Annotated in this window: 14 protein-coding genes; 7 read left to right on the top strand and 7 right to left on the bottom strand. The window is 42.2% G+C overall.

Annotated features, from left to right (window positions below; all coding sequences use genetic code 11):
• Positions 1-155: 155 nt before the first annotated feature.
• Positions 156-779 carry a porin family protein gene (locus ACFQZS_RS10005; protein WP_377099774.1) on the bottom strand — a complete coding sequence of 208 codons (624 nt, stop codon included), beginning with the start codon at positions 777-779 and terminating at the stop codon, positions 156-158.
• Between the two features lie 163 nt (positions 780-942).
• On the opposite strand from ACFQZS_RS10005, the gene ACFQZS_RS10000 reads away from it, so the two are divergent.
• Complete coding sequence (locus ACFQZS_RS10000) at positions 943-4,239, top strand: leucine--tRNA ligase (RefSeq protein ID WP_377099772.1); 3,297 nt, start codon at positions 943-945, stop codon at positions 4,237-4,239.
• A 269-nt stretch (positions 4,240-4,508) separates the two neighbouring features.
• Positions 4,509-5,579, top strand: coding sequence for an alpha/beta hydrolase family protein (locus tag ACFQZS_RS09995; RefSeq protein WP_377099770.1), 1,071 nt, complete (start codon positions 4,509-4,511; stop codon positions 5,577-5,579).
• A 37-nt stretch (positions 5,580-5,616) separates the two neighbouring features.
• On the opposite strand, the gene ACFQZS_RS09990 is transcribed toward ACFQZS_RS09995, so the two are convergent.
• The 3 genes from ACFQZS_RS09990 to ACFQZS_RS09980 form a co-directional block, all read right to left on the bottom strand.
• Positions 5,617-6,024 (bottom strand): hypothetical protein, encoded by a 408-nt coding sequence (locus ACFQZS_RS09990; RefSeq protein WP_377099768.1) that lies wholly within the window; start codon positions 6,022-6,024, stop codon positions 5,617-5,619.
• 192 nt (positions 6,025-6,216) lie between these two features.
• The gene (locus ACFQZS_RS09985) at positions 6,217-6,993 is read right to left on the bottom strand and encodes a GLPGLI family protein (RefSeq protein WP_377099766.1); all 777 of its coding nucleotides are present in this window, start codon (positions 6,991-6,993) and stop codon (positions 6,217-6,219) included.
• A 4-nt stretch (positions 6,994-6,997) separates the two neighbouring features.
• Positions 6,998-9,805, bottom strand: a complete 2,808-nt coding sequence (locus ACFQZS_RS09980) for a TonB-dependent receptor (protein ID WP_377099764.1) — start codon at positions 9,803-9,805, stop codon at positions 6,998-7,000.
• A 438-nt stretch (positions 9,806-10,243) separates the two neighbouring features.
• Here ACFQZS_RS09980 and ACFQZS_RS09975 point away from each other — a divergent pair, with 438 nt between their 5' ends.
• Together ACFQZS_RS09975 and ACFQZS_RS09970 are read left to right on the top strand one after the other, a co-directional pair.
• Complete coding sequence (locus ACFQZS_RS09975) at positions 10,244-10,954, top strand: SAM-dependent methyltransferase (RefSeq protein WP_377099762.1); 711 nt, start codon at positions 10,244-10,246, stop codon at positions 10,952-10,954.
• The gene (locus ACFQZS_RS09970; protein ID WP_377099760.1) at positions 10,955-12,556 is read left to right on the top strand and encodes an FAD-dependent monooxygenase; all 1,602 of its coding nucleotides are present in this window, start codon (positions 10,955-10,957) and stop codon (positions 12,554-12,556) included.
• Here ACFQZS_RS09970 and ACFQZS_RS09965 read toward each other — a convergent pair whose 3' ends face one another.
• Positions 12,557-14,029, bottom strand: a complete 1,473-nt coding sequence (locus tag ACFQZS_RS09965; protein WP_377099758.1) for a gliding motility-associated C-terminal domain-containing protein — start codon at positions 14,027-14,029, stop codon at positions 12,557-12,559.
• Between the two features lie 163 nt (positions 14,030-14,192).
• Positions 14,193-14,447, bottom strand: coding sequence for a 4a-hydroxytetrahydrobiopterin dehydratase (locus tag ACFQZS_RS09960; protein ID WP_377099757.1), 255 nt, complete (start codon positions 14,445-14,447; stop codon positions 14,193-14,195).
• A 77-nt stretch (positions 14,448-14,524) separates the two neighbouring features.
• On the opposite strand from ACFQZS_RS09960, the gene ACFQZS_RS09955 reads away from it, so the two are divergent.
• Positions 14,525-15,934, top strand: a complete 1,410-nt coding sequence (locus ACFQZS_RS09955; RefSeq protein WP_377099755.1) for a DUF1593 domain-containing protein — start codon at positions 14,525-14,527, stop codon at positions 15,932-15,934.
• Between the two features lie 234 nt (positions 15,935-16,168).
• Here ACFQZS_RS09955 and ACFQZS_RS09950 read toward each other — a convergent pair whose 3' ends face one another.
• Complete coding sequence (locus tag ACFQZS_RS09950; RefSeq protein ID WP_377099753.1) at positions 16,169-16,645, bottom strand: hypothetical protein; 477 nt, start codon at positions 16,643-16,645, stop codon at positions 16,169-16,171.
• A 122-nt stretch (positions 16,646-16,767) separates the two neighbouring features.
• Here ACFQZS_RS09950 and ACFQZS_RS09945 point away from each other — a divergent pair, with 122 nt between their 5' ends.
• Both ACFQZS_RS09945 and ACFQZS_RS09940 read left to right on the top strand, forming a co-directional pair.
• The gene (locus tag ACFQZS_RS09945; protein WP_377099751.1) at positions 16,768-17,667 is read left to right on the top strand and encodes an EamA family transporter; all 900 of its coding nucleotides are present in this window, start codon (positions 16,768-16,770) and stop codon (positions 17,665-17,667) included.
• Positions 17,668-17,930: 263 nt separating this feature from the next.
• Positions 17,931-19,865: an NACHT domain-containing protein gene (locus ACFQZS_RS09940; RefSeq protein ID WP_377099750.1), complete on the top strand. Its 1,935-nt coding sequence runs from the start codon at positions 17,931-17,933 to the stop codon at positions 19,863-19,865.
• Positions 19,866-20,026: the final 161 nt, after the last annotated feature.

The following is a 20,026-nucleotide window of genomic DNA, read 5'->3' as shown; positions in this document are numbered from 1 at the left end:
ATAAAGGCAGCAACGCGCAGCATATCAATACCAGGTACTTAAAACAAACCCTCATGCTCAAATTAACGAATAAATTTTGAGGGTATTGTAATAGTTGAGGCAAATATAAGCCTGCGTTACGGTCCTTATTGATGTTCTTGTCCTAACGCGGCAGCCTAATAGTTTAACCCAACGTTAAAGCTACCCCTTGAGTTAAAACTGTTGTCTGTTCTGTATCCAAAAATGTTTGTCACTCCGTTTTGGCCATCTAACTCAACATAAAATTTTAGTTTTTTGGAAAGTGGTAATTTAACGCCTACACCATAAGCCAGGCCGGCATCAACTTTATTAAACTGACTTGTCATTGACCGGGGGTACTTTACGCCCAAATAGGTAATTGACCGTTCGGCATCTAACAAAAACCCAGCGTAAGGACCAACATTAAGATACCAGTTGCGGGTTTTGCCGAAATGCCAGTTAGCCATTACCGGTACACTAATGTAATGAGCAGATATATCAGCGAATCCCACTATATCGTCATCTATTACTTCGCTTTTATTGCTCCCTTTTTGGTCATAAATTGCTTTTACTTTAAGGCTCCATTTATCAGAAAAGTACTTGTCTATGGATAGTGCTGCATTGAAGCCCGACCTGATTTCAGCCCTATCATTGTGTTCGCTCAAAATGGTAGAACCGTTGTAACCAATGCCCGCGCCAAACTCAACGCCTTTTGATTTTTGTGCCTGTGCGAATGAGCAAATGCCTAACACCGCGATAAGAGTAATCAGAAGTTTTTTCATGTTTTTATGATAGCTATAATTCGGCGGGAAATTAACAGACTTTTAATAACTGAATATTAAGCGTGTGTGAATAACAGCCGCAAGTAGGCTCCAATACCATTTAAACTAAATACTAAAGCAGATTTTCTTAATTTCGCCACTTATTACCAGCGAATTCAACCCCATGGATTATCAATTTAAGGATATAGAGCAAAAGTGGCAGCAATTTTGGGCCGATAACGGAACCTTTAAAGCTGAAAATAACAGCAACAAGCCTAAGTATTATGTATTGGATATGTTTCCGTACCCATCCGGGGCGGGCTTGCATGTTGGGCACCCGCTGGGCTATATCGCGTCAGACATTTTTTCGAGATACAAACGCCTACGCGGCTTTAACGTTTTGCACCCAATGGGTTACGATTCGTTTGGTTTACCTGCCGAGCAATACGCTATACAAACCGGGCAGCATCCGGCTGTAACTACCGAGGCTAACATCGCTACTTATCGCCGCCAACTGGACCAGATCGGCTTCTCGTACGACTGGAGTCGCGAAGTGCGCACCAGTTCGCCCGATTATTATAAGTGGACGCAGTGGATATTTATGCAGCTATTTAACAGTTGGTACAACAAAGCTGCCGATAAAGCTGAAGCGATTGATACCCTGGTTGCTCATTTTGATAAGAACGGTTCGGCAGGTGTTGATGCTGTTTGTGATGATGAAGTGTTGAGCTTTACCGCCGATGAATGGAAAGCCTTTAACGACCGTACAAAACAGGAAGAACTGTTAAAATATCGCCTTACCTACCTGCGGGAAAGCACCGTTAACTGGTGTGCCGCCTTAGGTACCGTGTTAGCCAACGATGAGGTAAAAGACGGCTTTAGCGAGCGCGGCGGTTACCCTGTTGAGCAAAAGAAAATGATGCAGTGGAGTATGCGCATTACCGCCTATGCCGACCGCCTGTTGCAAGGACTGGATACTATTGACTGGCCCGAACCGCTAAAAGAAATGCAGCGCAACTGGATTGGTAAGAGCACAGGGGCTTCGGTAAAATTTGCTATAGAAATCACTCCCAACTCACAACTCGCAACTCACAACATTGAGGTTTTTACTACCCGGGTTGATACCATTTTTGGGGTTACTTTTTTGGTGATTGCGCCTGAGCATGAGTTAGTAGCAGAGTTAACCACGCCTGAGCAGAAAGCCGAAATTGAAGCTTACATCATCCAAACTAAAAAGAAATCAGAACTGGACCGTATGGCCGATGCCAAAACGGTATCGGGCGCGTTTACCGGCAGTTACGTACTTAACCCGCTTAACGGCGACCGCGTGCCTATTTACATTGCTGATTATGTTTTGGCAGGATATGGTACGGGCGCGGTGATGGCTGTACCATCAGGAGATCAGCGGGACTACCTGTTTGCAAAACATTTCAACTTGCCTATCATCCCGATACTGGACACACAAAATATAGTTGATGAAGCCGACCCAACCAAAGAGGGAAAATACATCAATTCTGATTTTATAAATGGTTTAGCTTACAAGGAAGCTACCGCAGCAACTGTTGCCAAGTTGGAAGAACTGGGTGCGGGCAAAGCAAAAGTAAACTTCAGGATGCGGGACGCCATTTTTGGCCGCCAGCGTTACTGGGGCGAGCCGGTTCCTGTTTATTTTAAAGATGGTTTGCCGCATTTGATAAACGAAAGCGAGTTGCCATTAATACTCCCCGAAATTGATAAATATCTGCCTACTGAAACAGGTGAACCGCCATTGGCAAGAGCTGACGGCTGGAGTTATAAACCGCAGTCTGCCCCCTCTAAATCTCCCCCGGAAGGGGAGACTTCGCCAGCGCACGAGGCAGGCAGTTACCGTCAAACCGCCGATCCTGTTTATTACGAGCAGTTAAAAGATTACAGTCGCGAAAATCGTAATCAGCCCACAGAAGCAGAAAATATACTTTGGCAGTTCCTAAGAAAGGAACAAACAGGCTATAAATTTAGACGCCAACATGCTATTGATCAGTTCATCGCCGACTTTGTTTCTCTTGAAAAAGGTCTCATCGTAGAATTGGATGGTCATCATCACAAACTAAATAAAGAAGCCGATGACGATAGAACAGCCGTATTAAATCATTTTGGATTTGAAGTCATACGATTTAATAACGACGAAGTATTGCGCGATCCACAAAGGGTTTTTGATACAGTAAAAAGCAAATTAGACTCATTACCAAATAGAGACAAATCTCATTTTACAGGGGAATCAAAAGTCTCCCCTACCGGGGGAGATTTAGAGGGGGCTGGGTATGCTTATGAGCTAAGCACCATGCCCGGCTGGGCTGGCAGCAGCTGGTATTGGTACCGTTACATGGACGCGCAGAACGGTAAAGACTTTGCCTCCGCAGAAGCAATAGATTATTGGAAAGCGGTTGACCTATACATTGGCGGCAGCGAACACGCCACCGGCCACCTATTGTACAGCCGCTTTTGGAACAAGTTTTTAAAGGATATTGGCAAAGTTGGCGAAGAAGAGCCTTTCAAAAAACTGATCAATCAAGGCATGATACAGGGTCGGAGTAACTTTGTGTACCGTTTAATAGATGAGGAAGGCCGTGGCACAAATACTTTTGTATCGCATGGTTTAATAAAGGAATACAACACATCTCCTATCCACGTTGATGTAAATATTGTAGAGAACGACACCTTGAATCTTGAAAAATTCAAAGCGTGGAGACCTGAATTTGCCGACGCTGAATTTATTTTAGAGGGTGGCAAATATTTGTGCGGAGTAGAGGTTGAAAAGATGTCAAAACGTTACTACAATGTGGTTAACCCTGACGACTTATGCCAACGTTACGGTGCCGATACCTTGCGCATGTACGAAATGTTTTTAGGTCCGCTGGAGCAGAGCAAGCCGTGGAACACCAACGGTATTGAGGGCGTGTTCAAGTTCCTGCGTAAATTCTGGCGTTTGTTCCATAACGATGCATGGGAATTCACAGTATCAGATGCTGAACCTACTAAAGCCGAGTTAAAATCACTCCATAAGATCATCCGCAAGGTGGAGGAAGACATTGAGCGTTTCTCGTTTAATACCTCCGTATCCAGCTTTATGATAGCGGTGAACGAGCTGACAGATCTGAAGTGCAATAAACGTGCGATATTGCAAGACTTAGTAATTGTGCTATCATCTTACGCGCCGCACATTTGCGAGGAGCTGTGGGTGCTGTTAGGTAACGCTCCCGGCACATTATCCTATGCTGAATACCCTAAATTTAACCCGGCTTATTTGGTAGAAGATGAATTTGCTTACCCGATATCCATCAACGGAAAAACCAAAATGAATTTGAACATTCCGTTAAGCATGGAGCCAAAGGATGTTGAAGCATTTGTGTTAGCTAACGCCGATGTACAGCGTTACCTGGATGGCAAACAGCCTAAAAAGGTGATTGTAGTGAAGGGCAGGATTGTTAATATGGTTGTCTGAACTGTTGATTAACGAATAATTAACTGTTAAAAAAAACCGTTCGTCATGCCGAATTTATTTCGGCATCCCATTATTCAGGTAAACGAGCGACGGGTTATAAAATGCAAGGGACGACTCATCTGGTGGGTATGTCCCGTGGGATGCCGAAATAAATTCGGCATGACCGTGAGGATTCGAATTTTACTATTCATAAAGTTAGTACCGCATCAAGCAAAAAATTGATGCGGTATTTTTACTTTTAGTCGCACCAGTTTAATCTCAAAAACATTGTGAACCAATTAAGATTAAAATATATAATTGCCGCACTGCTACTGCAAACAAGCGTAGTGCTGGCTCAAACCCCCACCTACCCGCCCACCGCACAGGTAGCTGTGGATTTCAAAGCGCTGCTGCAACGCCCAATTGTTGAGGCTAAACCATCCTTTACTGTTACCCATACCGATAGTATGGACATAGAAAAAGGCAGCATCTACACAGAGGCTACCGAGAAAATGCCGGTTGTTATTTATAAGCCCGTTATAAAGGGGCAAACCAAATTTCCGGTGGTAATTTTTTTGCATGGCACAGGTGGGAGTAAAGATGCCGGAGAAGTTAAAGCTGTGTTATTGCCCTTGGTTAAACGTGGTATTATGGCCGTATCAATTGATGCCCGTTATCATGGCGAACGCGTAGAAGGCGGCGCGCACGGAAGCAGGGAATATGTTACCGCTGCGTACCAGGCATGGAAAACCAATGATGCAACACATCATGCTTACCCGTTTTTGTATGATACATCGTACGACCTGCTGCAACTGGTTGATTATCTGGTTACCCGGCCTGATGTAAATGCCGACCGGATTGGCATGGGCGGCATATCAATGGGCGGCATGGAAACCTATATGGCGGCTGCTGTTGACCCACGCATAAAGGTGGTGGTGGTTGGCATTGCCGCGCAAAGTTTTAAGTGGGTATTAGACAATAATCAATGGCAGGGCCGTGCCGGTACCATAAGCGATGCGCATAAAAAAGCAGCTGCCGATCTGGGCGATACCGGCTTAAACACAGCTAATGTTACAGCAGTTTGGAACAAAATACTGCCCGGCGTTACCGGTGAGTTTGACTGCCCATCGTTATTACGCCTTATTGCCCCGCGCCCGCTGTTAATACTCAGCAAAGATAAAGACGCCAATAATCCGTACGGTGGCGCGCAAATAGCCTTTGCAGCAGCAACCGATGCCTATAAACAACAAAAAGCAGGCAATAATATTAATATTGTTGTGCAACCCAATTTGGGGCATGTTTTTAATGCCGAGGATACCTGGCTCAGCGTAGAGTGGTTTGCGCGATGGCTTTTAAAATAAAACAAATAAGGCCCCGAATTTCGGGGCCTTATTTGTTTTATGGTCTTGGCGTTCCACCAGGTGTTGCTGTTGGCGTTACGCCGGGCGAAACCGGATTAGGCGTAACCGGCATAGGTGCTGGTACCGGCGTTACTCCGGGTGTTACCGGATTTGGATTTACTCCTGGCATCGGGGTTGGTGTTACGCCCGGTGTTACGTTGTTTGGCGTTACCCCCGGCAGTGGCGTTGGTACCGTATTGGGGTAAGGTACCGGATTAGGCGTTACCTGCGGCGGCAAGGGATTTACCTGTCCGGGCCTCGGTTTTTTAATGTCTCCGGGCAAAGTGTCTGTTACCATAACACTATTTTGCTTTTTAAACTTTACCATTGGGCTGGCTGATATCGCCCCTGCTCCAAGCATGGCTGATACCGTTATTATTGCTGCTATTGCACTGATCTTTTTCATAAAGTTTCTCCTCGTTTAAATATTTTAACTTAATATTTAACATTTTATCAGAGAGATGGTTTCCGCTATTTGTCGTTTTATCAAAATGGCAACGTTCTGATGGTCTTCCTATCAATTAATAACGTGTCTTTTAAAAAAAAAGCGCCCCGATCTGCATCAGGGCGCTTTACTTATAGGGTTTGGGTTGAGTTTTTACAGTAAAAAAGCTTTGTAATATAATTGCATAATGGCAGCATTGCCCTGCCCTTTTAACACTTTATCCAACAGCGCTCTGTAGTCCTTATTGCTGGTTACCTTACCTTTTTTAGGGGCTACAATTTCTTTGGCCGGCACTGCCATGTCTGTAACTTTGGTTGCAACCCAGCTAATGTTTTCATGCGGTAATGCAACCTGCAGTATCATCCCCGGCAAACCATTGAATGATTCGGGCCCGCCCGAAACGGGTATTTTGTCGGTATAAAAAGCTACAACATAAATAGAATCCATAATTAGCGCGTTGGCCCTTCTGCATGGATACCCGGCTATATCACGTGTCTCGTCTGTAATTTTCCAGTTAATTTTACGGGCAGTATCTGTAAGCAATACCACATCGCCATAAATTTCCTTTTGGCTGGTGGCTATATTCGTTCCCAGATCTGTATAAACGGTGCTGTATTGCTCCATTATGGGTACCGATATTCCCGAATACCTGGTTTCAGGAGCAATAGGCGTAAACAACGTTTTGTTATCGGCAAATTTAAATTCGCTCTTAAGCACCCTAAACTGTGGCTGGGTTGCTTTTTGCTGCTCAAACGCGGGTTTATAAAACGCTTCGTTGTCTTTTGTTATCATGCGCGGTACTATGGCATGTGTATTAGAGCTTTTCTCAAATTGAATGGTACCCGATGTGGTAAAGCGCGCGTTCTGCGCGTAACTAAAATTGCAAACCGCAATTAAAAGTAGTGTTAAACTATTTATAAGTGTTTTCATTTTATTATTTTTTTGTAGCTCCACCCATTTTGTTAAAATCCCAAACTACGGTTAGCATAAAGTATCTTCTGATGGTTGTATTTGAACTTTGACTTATGATGCTTCCGTTGATGGATCTGTTAAAGCCCGTGTTCTGGTTAAGCAGGTCATTAGCTGATGCTGTCAACTTAAGCGTATTGTCTTTAAGAAACATTTTAGATATTGACGCGGTTAAAATAGTTCTTGACAAGGGATCAAGACCTTGCGCGGCACCGGTGTAGGTATAGGTAGCTTCTGATACCACCTGGAACTTTGCCGGCAGGTAATAACCAAAATACGCGTTTCCGCCAAACCCTCTTGAGTTACTATTCTGTTTTTGTAATGATGACTCTGCTATATTATAACGGGGTCCGCCTGAAAGATATAAGTCGTACTTATTAGCAGCATATTTTGAAAGCGAAAAGTTCAACGAGTAACTACCGTTTTTAGACTCATTAAGTTGGGTAGTTGGCACGTTTTGCGAAACCTTGGTAACCATATTGTAACCAACGTTGTTGTTGGTTGATGCACTTAACTGAGCCTGTACATCTCCCCATATTTTGCGGCCAAATGTTACGCTCAGGTTATAATTATAAGGTGTTTTATCAGGCATGTTAACTGTTTGCGTAGTGGTTTTACCACGATCAACACCCTCTAAAATAGTTGTTTGGTTAGGTACAAATCCATTGGTAGTAAACCCATAACCACCTGATATGTAAAAGCGCTGACCGGTTAACGCTTTAGACACGTTATAATATGCAGTAAAATTATTAGAGAACGACGGCTTCAAATCAGGGTTACCTATTGTTTGCGCAAAAAGATTGCTGTTATCGCGTATTGGCTGTAACTGGCTAATGCTTGGTTGCTGGGTGCGGCCATTATAGCTTGCGTATAAAGTGGCCTGTGTACCCATGCGGTACTGATAAGTAACCTGCGGCATCCAGTTAATAAAGTGTCTTTCAAACACACCACCGGTAAACTCATTGGTTTGTTTATACTGCACGTCAGTGGCCCGGGTACCAAAGTTTAATGTTGTTTTGCCCTTTATATAGTTAAATATGGCACCGCCTTGGTGGGCAAGCTGACTTAAAGTAAAATCGTTACTGAAGTTGGGATCGAAAAGATCATACTGTCCACTCCCCGAACGATTGTAAGCCAACCTTTCAGACTCCCCGTTATTTACGTTAACACCATAATTAAATACCAAAGATAATGCCTTGCTTAGCGGCTCTGAATAGGTAAAATTGGAGTTAAATGCCGTAGTGTTGCTTTTTGCAGGTTTATATTGATTAACCGTTTGGGTACTTTCAAGTAAGCCGGTAACCGGGTTATAGGTTTCCGCAATTTGAAGTTGATAGTCGTCTTTGGTAGCCCTGTCTATATTGGTACTTAAAAGGAATGATAATGTTCTGCCTTTCTTTTTAAATTTCCTGGTATAAAAGGCACTTGCATTTATAACGCGCTGGTCTGTTTTTGAACTACTTGTAGCGTTTGTTTTGTTTTGCAGTTTACCATCCACATCAATCACGTCAACTCTGTCTGTATTAGAACTTAAGTCTCTGAGCGATGCATCCATTGTTACTTTTAAATTGCTTATAGAGTCTATATTGATGGTATAAGCAACATCCAGCTTTTGCCTGAAGGCGTTGGTATTGAATTTTTGATCAGAAGTGGTAGTATTCACCTGCGTACCCAAATTGTTTTGGTTAATACTGTTTGATGTTCCCTCTACCTCCATCTGGCCTATTTTGTAATTGGTGTTGATGATATTCTTGTCTTTAGGTCCCCATTTATTATCATAATGCACACCGCCTGACCGCGCAATAGGCAGGCCTCTGCCATCATAATACAGATCATTGCCGCTGGTGGTTATCATTATACCACCACCGTCCATAACGGTAACGGTACCGGCATCGCCAAACTTTTGCTCGTCCTGAAAACTTAAGCCTGTACGGCCGTTGTTGGATAGCGTGGCGTTTACAGAAAACTTTTCTTTATTCTGAAACTTATTGTACATCAACTGGCCCGAATAAAATCCCTGCGTACCAGCGCCCGCATCAACCTTTCCAAAATAGCCGTTCTTTTTATCTTCCTTTAAAACCACGTTCATGGTAAGGGTTTTCTTTCCATCATCAACCCCGGTAAATGCCGCCTGATCGCTTTTTTTATCAAACATCTGGATCTCCTTTACCATGTCGGCACGTATGTTTTTGGTAACCAGTGTGGGGTCATCGCCAAAAAACTCTTCGCCCCCCACTAAAAACTTGCTTACCGTTTGCCCGTTAGCGGTTACTTTGCCGTCTTTGTCCACCTGTATTCCCGGGAACTGTTTTATCAGGTCCTCTACCTTGGCGTTGGGCTGCACTACGTAGGCAGAAGCATTAAAAACCGTGGTATCGCCTTTAATTTTAATGGCGGTTGGTGTTGCCTTAATAATAATGTCTGCCAATAGCCTTGATTTAAGCAACATGCTGATCCTTTTAAAATCATGCGCCGGGCTGGCTGCGCCGAGTGTAAATGGCTCAGAGTAATCTGCATACTCCGGATAGGTAACAAGTAACAGGTATTTACCCTCGGGCAAATTGTTTATTGCGAAATTACCCTGTTGATCTGCCCGGGTATACCTGACCATTATGGAGTCTTTGGCCCGCAAAGCAAGTATAGAGGCGTTGTGTAGTTTACTTGCCGCAATTGTATCGGCCACACTACCTTTTATTGAAAAAGCATTTTGCGCTTTTGACGAAAAGGATAGCAATAGTAAAAAAGAAAAAATTGTGTAAAGTATAAATTTCATATTAGGTTATTGGTTGAACAAAGATATAACTAAGGTTTTAGTAAATTAGTATGCCGGGTATGATTTTTAACATTAATTAACATATATAATAGATTTTTTACATTGATGAGCTGCTAAAGTACCGCGATAAGACGGTGTATTTAAATAAGTGTTACGAAACCATCGTAAAAAGGGACGAAGCGGCATGGCGGGAAAATAATTGATGATGGGTTGATTGCATTGCGGTGTCATGGCTTTTGGCTTTTTGTGATTAGTAGCCCAAAAATGTATTATCGCGCAGGCTTTGACAACGCATAAATAGTAAACGGGCCATGGGCGCTAGTATCTGGCATAATTTGCCTAATTGCGGGCTAACCTTAATAATAACCGCTCGGTGAAATACTGCAAGTAAATATTGCGCAACTGTTACTTTATTTAAAAAAAGCGCAACTTTGCAATATGCCCAATGGAACGCTGTTTCTTATCCCCGTGCCGCTTGCCGAAAACGCTGCGGCCAAAACCTTTACTCCTTACCTGGTTGATACCGTAAACAGTATAAAAGAATACATAGTAGAAAATGAGAAAACCGCCCGTCGTTTTTTAAAGGAGGCTGGCCTTAAAACTCCGCAGAGCGAATTGTTGATCCATGATTATGGCAAACACAACCGCGATAACATTGCAGCCTTTTTTAGAGGCTTGCTTGCCGGCAGGGATGTTGGCCTGATGAGCGAAGCCGGCTGCCCCGGTATTGCCGACCCCGGAGCTGATATTGTAGCTGCGGCACACCAACGTGGCATTAAAGTAGTGCCTCTGGTTGGGCCAAGCTCTATATTACTGGCGCTGATGGCCTCGGGATTTAACGGCCAGAGTTTTGCTTTTCTGGGATACCTGCCTATTGATAAGGCACAACGGTCAAAAAAGATAAAAGAGTTAGAGAGTTTTGCTGCGCGGTTTGACCAAACGCAATTATTTATTGAAACACCATTTAGAAACAATAATCTTTTAGATGATATTTTAAAAACGGCTCAGCCTAAAACACGCTTGTGTATTGCCTGCAACCTTACCGCTGATGATGAAATGGTGCAAACCAAAACCATTGCCGACTGGCAGAAACAGGTACCTGATCTGCATAAAAAACCAACCATTTTTATAATAGCGCGTTCTGTATAAATGCCAATAACTGAGCAAAAAACCAGTGTATTAATTGTAGGTGCCGGGCCTTCGGGCCTGATGATGGCTGCGCAATTGCTCAGGTACGGTGTTCAGCCTATTATTATTGATAGTAAACATGGGCCTACAGATCAATCAAAGGCGCTGGCCGTTCAGGCGCGGTCTTTAGAGATCTACCGGCAGATGGGCATTATTGATAAAGTGCTGCCGGGCGGTAAACAGGCGGGCGGTGTAACCTACACTTTAAACGGCCAAACGCTTATTGACCTTTCATTTGCCAATATCGGGGCTTCGCAAACGCCTTTTCCCTTTGTTTTTTTATATCAGCAAAGCAAAAACGAGCGTATGCTGCTTGATGTGCTTACACAAAATTGCTGCCCGGTTTACTGGGACACCAGCCTTGCCGGTTTAACGCAAACGGGCAATGGCGTAGAAGTAACCCTTATAACCAGCGACGACACAGAAACCCAATTATTGTGCGATTGGGTTATAGGTGCCGATGGTGCCCACAGCACCGTACGCAAGCAATTGCAAATACCATTTAAGGGTGATGTTTACGCCAACGCGTATTTTTTGGCGGATATTGAGATAGACAGTAAAACGCTTGATGCAGAAAAGGTATCGTTATACCTAACACAAAACAAAATGGCGGGCTTCTTCCCTTTGCCCGAGGCTAACAGATATAGGGTAATTGGTAACATTACTCCAAAAATGACCTTTACCGGCGAGGTAACGCTTAATGATGTATTGCCCGGTTTAAAAGATACCGCGGGTGTAAATTTTGATGTTACCAGGGTACACTGGTTCACTACCTATCGCCTGCACCACCGTATGGCCGAAAGTTTTAGACAGCAACGTTGCTTTTTAATTGGCGATGCCGCTCATATCCACTCGCCGGTGGGTGGGCAAGGCATGAATACCGGTTTGCAGGATGCCTATAACCTGGGTTGGAAACTGGCAGGTGTAATAAACGGACAATTTAATGAAGATGTACTTAACAGCTACGCTGCCGAGCGTATGCCGGTTGCCAAAACATTGCTTAATACTACCGACAAGCTTTTTAAAATAATTATGTCTGTTAACTGGTTAACTGCATTCTTCCGCAAATGGGTTATGCCGCGTATTATAAATTTTGCCTGGCAGAAAGCCGGATTTCGCGAATGGTTTTTTAAGCGTTTGGCACAACTGGATATAAGTTATCGCGACAGCAAAATAAACCTGAACCTAAGTACCGCCAAAAACATAAAAGCCGGCGACAGGCTGCCTTACCTAAAGGTATTTGATGAGAAAAAACAGGAAGAGACCGACCTGCACCAATGGTGCCTTAAGCCCGGCTTTACTTTAATGGTATTTGGTAAATTGAAAGAAATAGACCTGTTTACCTTAGCTAAATGGATAACCCAAAACTACCCCGGGCTTAATTTCTACTACCTGCCGCCATCTGCAAAAAACGCGGAAGTTTTAAGCACTTTTGAGATTGGCGATGGCCATAAAAAAGCGCTTATAGTACGGCCCGATATGCATATTGGCTTTATAAACGATGTAGTGGATATTGATATGATGGATAATTACCTGCGGAATATCTTAGGGATAAAAGCCTGATCAGCGTAGCACCGTTACCGAACCGGTCAGTTTAATTCCGTTGGTGTTCAGATCAACAATATAATAGTAATTGCCCGTAGGTACGTTTTTGCCTTTATAAGTACCGTCCCATGCGGATGTGTTAGCTCCGGCGCTCCGGTAAACAAGCTGCCCGTTCCTGTCGTACACCTGCACAAGCGGGTTTTGATAGCTGTTAATTCCCCCTATAACCCATTTGTCATTAATGCCATCGCCATTAGGTGTAAATGTATTGGGCAGCATTATATCGTCTGCAACAGCTACTGTAACCTTGCTTATAATATCCGGGCCGCAAGTGTTAGCATCGCCGCTTGCATGCAAAACATAAACGGTAGTTTGGTTAGGCGATGCAAAAGGCGTTAATTCCGTTGAACTGCTTAATGAACTTATATCAGCACCCGACTCGACCGTCCAGAAAAAACTGCCGGAGTTACTGCTTCCCTGAAGCATTACAGGCGTGCCGCCGCGCAGGTAAAACTTTTGCGAGCCGGCACTCGCAGTTACCAGGGGTTTCACCCACACGGTAAGCTCGTTGGTCACTACGCTACAGGAAAACTTGGCTATTTTATCCGGCGATGCAGATGCTGCCCGGTACCGGTAGGTGCCGGGTACCGTTGCAGATAGAAATGTTATTTTAGTTGATGTTTCGCCGGGAATGTCTACCCAGGCACCGTCGTCTAATTTACGCTGCCATTTTATAACGTTACCACTTGTGGGCGTTGTTGCTGTGGCCGAAAAAGACGTGGGACTGTCAGCACAAACGGGCCTATAATCGCCTCCATTATCAAAAGCGGCGTCTATTTTCTGGCCTTCGGCATTAACGGTAATATCATCAATAGCTAAGTCATCTGTTGACGCGCCTCCCGGTGTCTCGCTTATAATGGAGACAATAACCGAACCGTTCGCCATAGGCGAAAAATTCATAATTGGATTGGCCCATACCGCTCCGGTTGCACTATAATTAATAGGTATGGCCAGATCCGGTACTATTTGTACCCGTGGAGTTGTATTAGTTTCAACCCGCAGCCTTATCCTTGGGGTAACCGCACCCGGGTTGCGCGATATATTTGCAATAAAAGCGCCAAACTCGTAGTTAGTACCGGCACATAAATTGTCTACACCCTGTTCAAATAATACCTGGAAACCGACGGATCTTGTTTTCACTATCAGCATGTAGCCGTTGTTGCCATCGCCGGGAGTATGGTCCAGCGTGGGCCACCAGGCCGATACTGTGTTTGTATTATTTATTAGTGTATATGAGCCTTCGGGCGGCATATCAGCTGTTGAAAAACTATAAGGGGCGGTGCCACCTACGAAGCCGGGGATCTCAGCACCATGTAGAGAATTGCCCGAGATAAAATTTCTATAGATTACCGGATCGCCCAAACCGTTTTGCGCAAACGCTTTAACAGCAACAAAAACCACTATTAAAGTTAAGATGTATCTCTTATACATTTTGCGCGCCGGATTTTACCGTGCTAAAATACACAAGCTCTTGCAATTTTTATGCTTTTTTAACTATACGTTTAATGATTTTTTACTTTTAAGCCCATAAAATCAACATATTAGTAAAAAAACAAGCATTCTGGTATATGTATGGAGCGTACTTATGTAATGGCTATTCTTTTTTACCTTCCATTTCCAGCACCATATCATCAATAGCTGCGGCCAGCGCGCGGTCTTTAGCGGTTATAACATCGCCTGCCTCATGCGTGCTCAGCCATATCTCTACCTTGTTGTAGGTATTTGTCCAGGTGGGATGGTGGTTATGTTGCTGCGCCAGATCGGCTACGTTTTCTATAAAATTAAACGCGTGCTTAAAATCCGAAAAAGTAAAGGAGCGGTAAAGTTTGTTGTTTAGTTCCTGCCACATAATAATTTAATTTTTATTAGCATTGTTAAAGGAATACCCGGCGTTTATAATTTAACCCGCGGATGTAAATTGATAATATGAAAACTTCATTACGTTTAATAGCCCTGCTCATTTTTTTCGGAAATTTAGCATTAGCCCAGGCACCCGTAAACGCAATTAATAACCTTAAACCGCGCGTTATTGTTTTAACAGACATTGCGCCAATAGATATTGAGCCGGACGATATGGAATCCATGATCCGCCTGCTTGCACATGCCGACCTGTTCGAGATAGAGGGACTAATATCCGGCACAGGCTGGAGCGATTACGGCGATAAGGAGCATCCCGAGATCATTCATGACGTGATAAACGCGTACGAAAAGGACCTGCCTAACCTGCAAAAGCGCTCAGCGCAAAAAGCATTTAAAGCCGACGAGTCGCGGCAGCAAATGGGCTATTGGCCCAGCGCTGCCTACCTGCGTGCACGCACGGTGTTGGGCAGTACTAAAATGGGCGTAACAGCGCTCGGTGATTCCAACAACTCGGCAGGTAGCGACCTGATCATTAAAATGGCCGACGAAAAAGATGACCGCCCGTTATGGGTGCTGGCATGGGGTGGCGGGAATACTGTTGCACAGGCAATCTGGAAAGTACAAAAAGAGCGCTCGCCGGCAGAACTGAAAAAGTTTTTACATAAGCTGCGCATCTATACCATTACAGATCAGGACCATGTGCAGTTCCGCTTTAAGGCCAATGCCAGTTCGCACTACTGGATGCGTAAGGAATTTGCTGATGATCTGTTTTTTGTTTGGGATGAGTCTGCCTGGCTTTTTCAAAACAATAACGGCAAGAAAAACTGGGATCAATACGCTAAAGATATACAGGGACACGGCGCGTTAGGCACCATCTATCCTAAGTTTAAATGGGGTGTAGAGGGCGATACCCCTTCGTTTTTATATGTATGGCCAAATGGGTTGAATGATCCTGAAAACCCATCGGGCGGTGGCTGGGGCGGCTTTTTTCAGAGAGGCATTAGCGCGGATAGCGTTACTACGGCCTGGGTTAACCAAAAGAATACCCCTGCCAATGCTATCTCAAAAAAATACGAGGAGAAATTTTACCCCGCCCTCTATAACAACTTTGCAGCACGGATGGATTGGGCACGCGATGGCAAAGGCAACCGCAACCCGGTTGTGGTGATTAATAAGGATAAGGGCATGGCTCCTATCCGGTTATCGCCAAAAGCTAACAACACTATTGTGCTTGATGCATCAGCGTCTACCGATCAGGATGGTGATAAGCTGAACTACAATTGGTGGGTACTTACCGAAGCTGGAACGTACCAGCAAACTGTTAACATAGAAAACAACACGGCATCAAAAATAAGCTTAACCATTCCGGCCGATGCTGCGGGTAAAAGCTTTCACGTTATTTGTGAGGTGACGGATAGTGGTATGAGGCCGCTGACGTCTTACAGGAGGGTTATTGTTAGTGTAGTATCTAAATAAAACATATGTTGGTCCGCATGCTCCCTTAGCAGTGTTCGGATGATTTAAAAGAAGCGGAGGGCGGTGCGATTCCCCTCTTGAGAGGGGTGTAGGGGTGTGTTGTGAAAGCTGATTAACACACCCCCGCAGCCGCACATTAATTTTACGCTTTAAACGGTTTACGAGGATGGCAAATCCTCGTCTCTTTAGTCCGGGATGGAACATCCGGACTAACATTTGATTACTAACATTTGATTATTTGCTAAATGGTAACTCCTTAAAATCTTTCAAATATCTTATTGCTTTTTTTATAAAATATTGCGGCGTTATTAAGGTATCGTACCCCATTTTTTTAAAAATAGTGTCTTCTTTAAAATAATACTTGTTATTAGTCCCTGTGCCTATTTGAGTGGTTACCAATATTAGGCTGTCGTTTAAGAAGTAATAGTCTTCATATTCATGCTTTTTTAAATAACTATAATATGAAACTCTAAGAAGTCTCTTTGAGTACTTATTGTAATAGTAGGTTTCTGAGAAATAACCAGATAGTTTCTTTATAAAAAGACTTTTACTTTTTTGCGCAATGGTTCCATCAAGAACTGTCTGACCCAGATTTTTTGCTGAATCTATTGATTGCGCCATTTTATCTATTTTTAGCACGTTTGTTAAGCTTTGACCAATTGCGACACTTGAACAAAATGCGATAGTTAATAGAAGTAGATATTTAAGCATAGTTAAATATAAGCTTTTGTACATACACTATTCAGTTTGGCAAACGAATTTTAACAAACCCCTGTCAATACACCCGATCTATTTATAGATATTTGCCCGCTTAAACATTCATCACAAGGGTCTTGAATAACAGTAAATACTATCTATCGGCAATTGTTGCTTATGTAATATGGGGCTTTTTTAGTCTGGTGTTAAAACCGCTGGCTATTTACCCCTCTGTTGACATTTTATTTTACCGGGTGTTTAGCTGCGCTTTTTTAATGCTGCTTATTGTGGCGCTGTTTAAAAGGCAGGCATTTAACGATGCCGTTGCTACTTATAAAGGATTGCCCGCTAACGGAAAACGTAAAGCGTTATGGCTCAATATAGGCGGTAGTGTGCTTTTAAGCTTTAATTGGTTCAGCTTTATTTATGTAATGAACCACATAAGTGTAAAGGCAGCCGCGCTGGCTTATTTGGTTTGCCCCGTATTAACAACGTTGCTTGCCTGGTCTATTTTGCGCGAAAAGCTGACCAAACTGCAATGGGGGGCGGTTGGCATAAGTTTGTTAAGCTGCGTGCTGCTATCATACGCCAACATAATTGACATGGTTTACAGCAGTGTAGTTGGATTGAGCTATGCCGCCTACTTGGTTAGCCAACGCCGCAATGTTGGGTTTGACAGGTTTTTGGTGCTTACTTTCCATATTACGCTTTCGGCTATCTTTTTATTACCCTTTTACCCCGCTTTTGGCGGACCCATGCCTACAGCAGAAAAGTTTTATATATACATTCTGATAATAGCAGTGCTGTTTACCATCATTCCGCTGCTTTTAAATTTGTACGGGCTTAAAGGCCTTGGTTCTTCTACATTAGGAATGCTGCTGAACATTAACCCTATTATTGGTTTTACACTGGCAGCCTTTATTTATCACGAGCATATCAGCGGAGTGCAGATTGTATGTTACTCGATGGTGTTTATTGCAGTGGTGGTGTTTAATGCTGGACAGATATGGGGTGGGAAAAGGAAGATTGTGGAATAAGATATGTAGGAGAATTGCGAATCTCAAATTATCAAAGTCAATAATTTAAAATTCTGACCAATGTAAAACATTGCTTGTGTTAACTTATTCAGAAAATGTATACGTTCTTTTATCCGCATATTAAACTTACGCGACGGGGAGAAATTCAGTTAGTTTAGTTTTATAATATTCTTATAGCTATCTATCCCTTATCAATTGCTGATAGAATTAAATAGTTTTTGAAATTCAACTTCTTTTGCTAAATTTATAAGACCTCAAATCTTATGATGAAAGATTTTTTTGATTTATTGGTGAAAGATTATGGATTTCCCGCCATATTCGCCAGCCGTATCATGATTGCTGTTTACACAGCGACGATGATTGCCTTAGTAGTTAACACAATTATAACTGGCTTCAAATATTTCAAAAAAAAGGGAATAAACAAATTAGTTAGTAAAGACCTGCATCCTGATTTTACTTACGCTGAGATAAAAAAATACACCCGTTATTACATTCCACAGTATTTTCAAAATATTACACCATCTGAAGGTGAGGAATTGGGAAAAATACACGCCGCTGCTGCTAGATCTAAGCTAATGCCAGAATTTTTAAAAAAAGGATTATTGGATCATTCTCCGGTGAAGTATTTTATAATCCTGGCTGATACGGGAATGGGTAAGACGGCTTTTTTGTTGAATCTTTATAGAAAATACAAATTGCGCAGAAACAGATTCAATGAAGTTAAATACAATATATTTCTATTCCCTTTAGGTTCTCAGACCTCCCTTGACAGAATAACGAAAATACCTGACAAAAATAACACAATATTGCTTTTAGATGCATTTGATGAAGATATCAAGGCTATTCGTGATTACAAATCAAGAATGGTAGAGATATTGGACGTCGTAAAAGACTTCAGGAAGGTAGTTTTTACTTGCAGGACTCAGTTTTTCCCCCATAAGGATGAAGAACCGACCGACACCAACGATATTACTTTTGGTGAAAACATACAGCACAAAATACAAAAACTATATTTAAGTGCCTTTGATAATAGAGACATAACAAAATATCTTTTCAAAAAGTATGGTTTGAACATCTTTAAATTTTTGAGAGCTTATTCTCTAATTAAAAAGAGCCCAAGTTTGATGTTTAGGCCAATGCTTTTAACATATGTGGACGATTTACTCGCAGGGCAACATGTTTATCGTTTTTCATATGAAATGTATGAAGTTTTAATAGATAAATGGATTAATAGGGAAGCACAAAAACCAGCAATATTAAATCGCCACTCAAATTTTAACTACTCTGATGCATTGAGGCAGTTTTCAAATTCCTTAGCTATTAATTTATATAGAGAAAGAGATAAAAGGCAAGGCTATTACATTTCTATTGAGGACCTAAGAGAGTTATCAAGAAAAATTTTAGACTTTGAATTTCTATCGATCGATGATAAGACTGGTCGGTCGCTGTTAAACAGAAATAGTAACGGGCAGTTTAAATTTTCTCATAAATCGATTTTAGAATATTTTTTAGCAGCCGAGGTTTTCGATAATCCAAGATTTTTGAAAGACTTCGATTTTAGGGGAATGGATGCGACTTATAAATTCTATACTGAAATGCAAGCAAATCTTCTTACTAAGCTAGGCGGCAAATTTTTTTTAGGAAACAGTGACAGGTCTCAAAATTTATCTTCAATATCGTCAGAGAAAATTAAGCATATTACACGTATACTTATAAAAGACGCTGGCAATGTTAATCTAAAAAACTTTGGAAGTTTAAGAGGGTTGCATGAGATAACTTTTGTAGATAACTCTTTCTTGGTTATGTATGTATTTTATATGTACATCTGTTTTCGAAAATCTTTAGATATGAATCTATTGGCTATCCAACAAGGAATTCTCAAATTTCCATGGGAAGAATACAAAGACATAATAGATGAAATCAATATAATGATACCTTCGATGAATATTGATTATGCTATTGTTCTCATAGAGAACTGCGAAATGGAAAAAAGTCTGAGAGCAAGTTTTAATAGCTATTTCAACTATTTAGTTTATTACGCACGTGATAATGAAACGTCTTTACAGCAATTGGTAAATTTACAGGCATTAGTACTTTCCGGGCAATCAGAAAGAGCGTTGCTTTACAATGCCTTCAATAAAATAAAAGAAATTAAAAAATTAACACTTCAATTACCTAACACAAGATTTCGATATTAAAATTAATATAATTTATTATCGATATTATTTATTTGTAATACAGTTGGTCCGGATGTTCCATCCTGGACCGAAGCACGGCGGATTTGCAATCCGCATGTATATTGCATTTATATCCTGTTTACGAGGACTTCAAATCCTAGTATCTCTGGATTTGAAAATCC

Origin of the sequence: Mucilaginibacter calamicampi (genome assembly GCF_042676765.1) — a bacterium.
Lineage (GTDB): Bacteria > Bacteroidota > Bacteroidia > Sphingobacteriales > Sphingobacteriaceae > Mucilaginibacter > Mucilaginibacter calamicampi.
The sequence above is the reverse complement of the archived record's forward strand: the minus strand, read 5'-3'. Positions and strand labels throughout refer to the sequence as shown.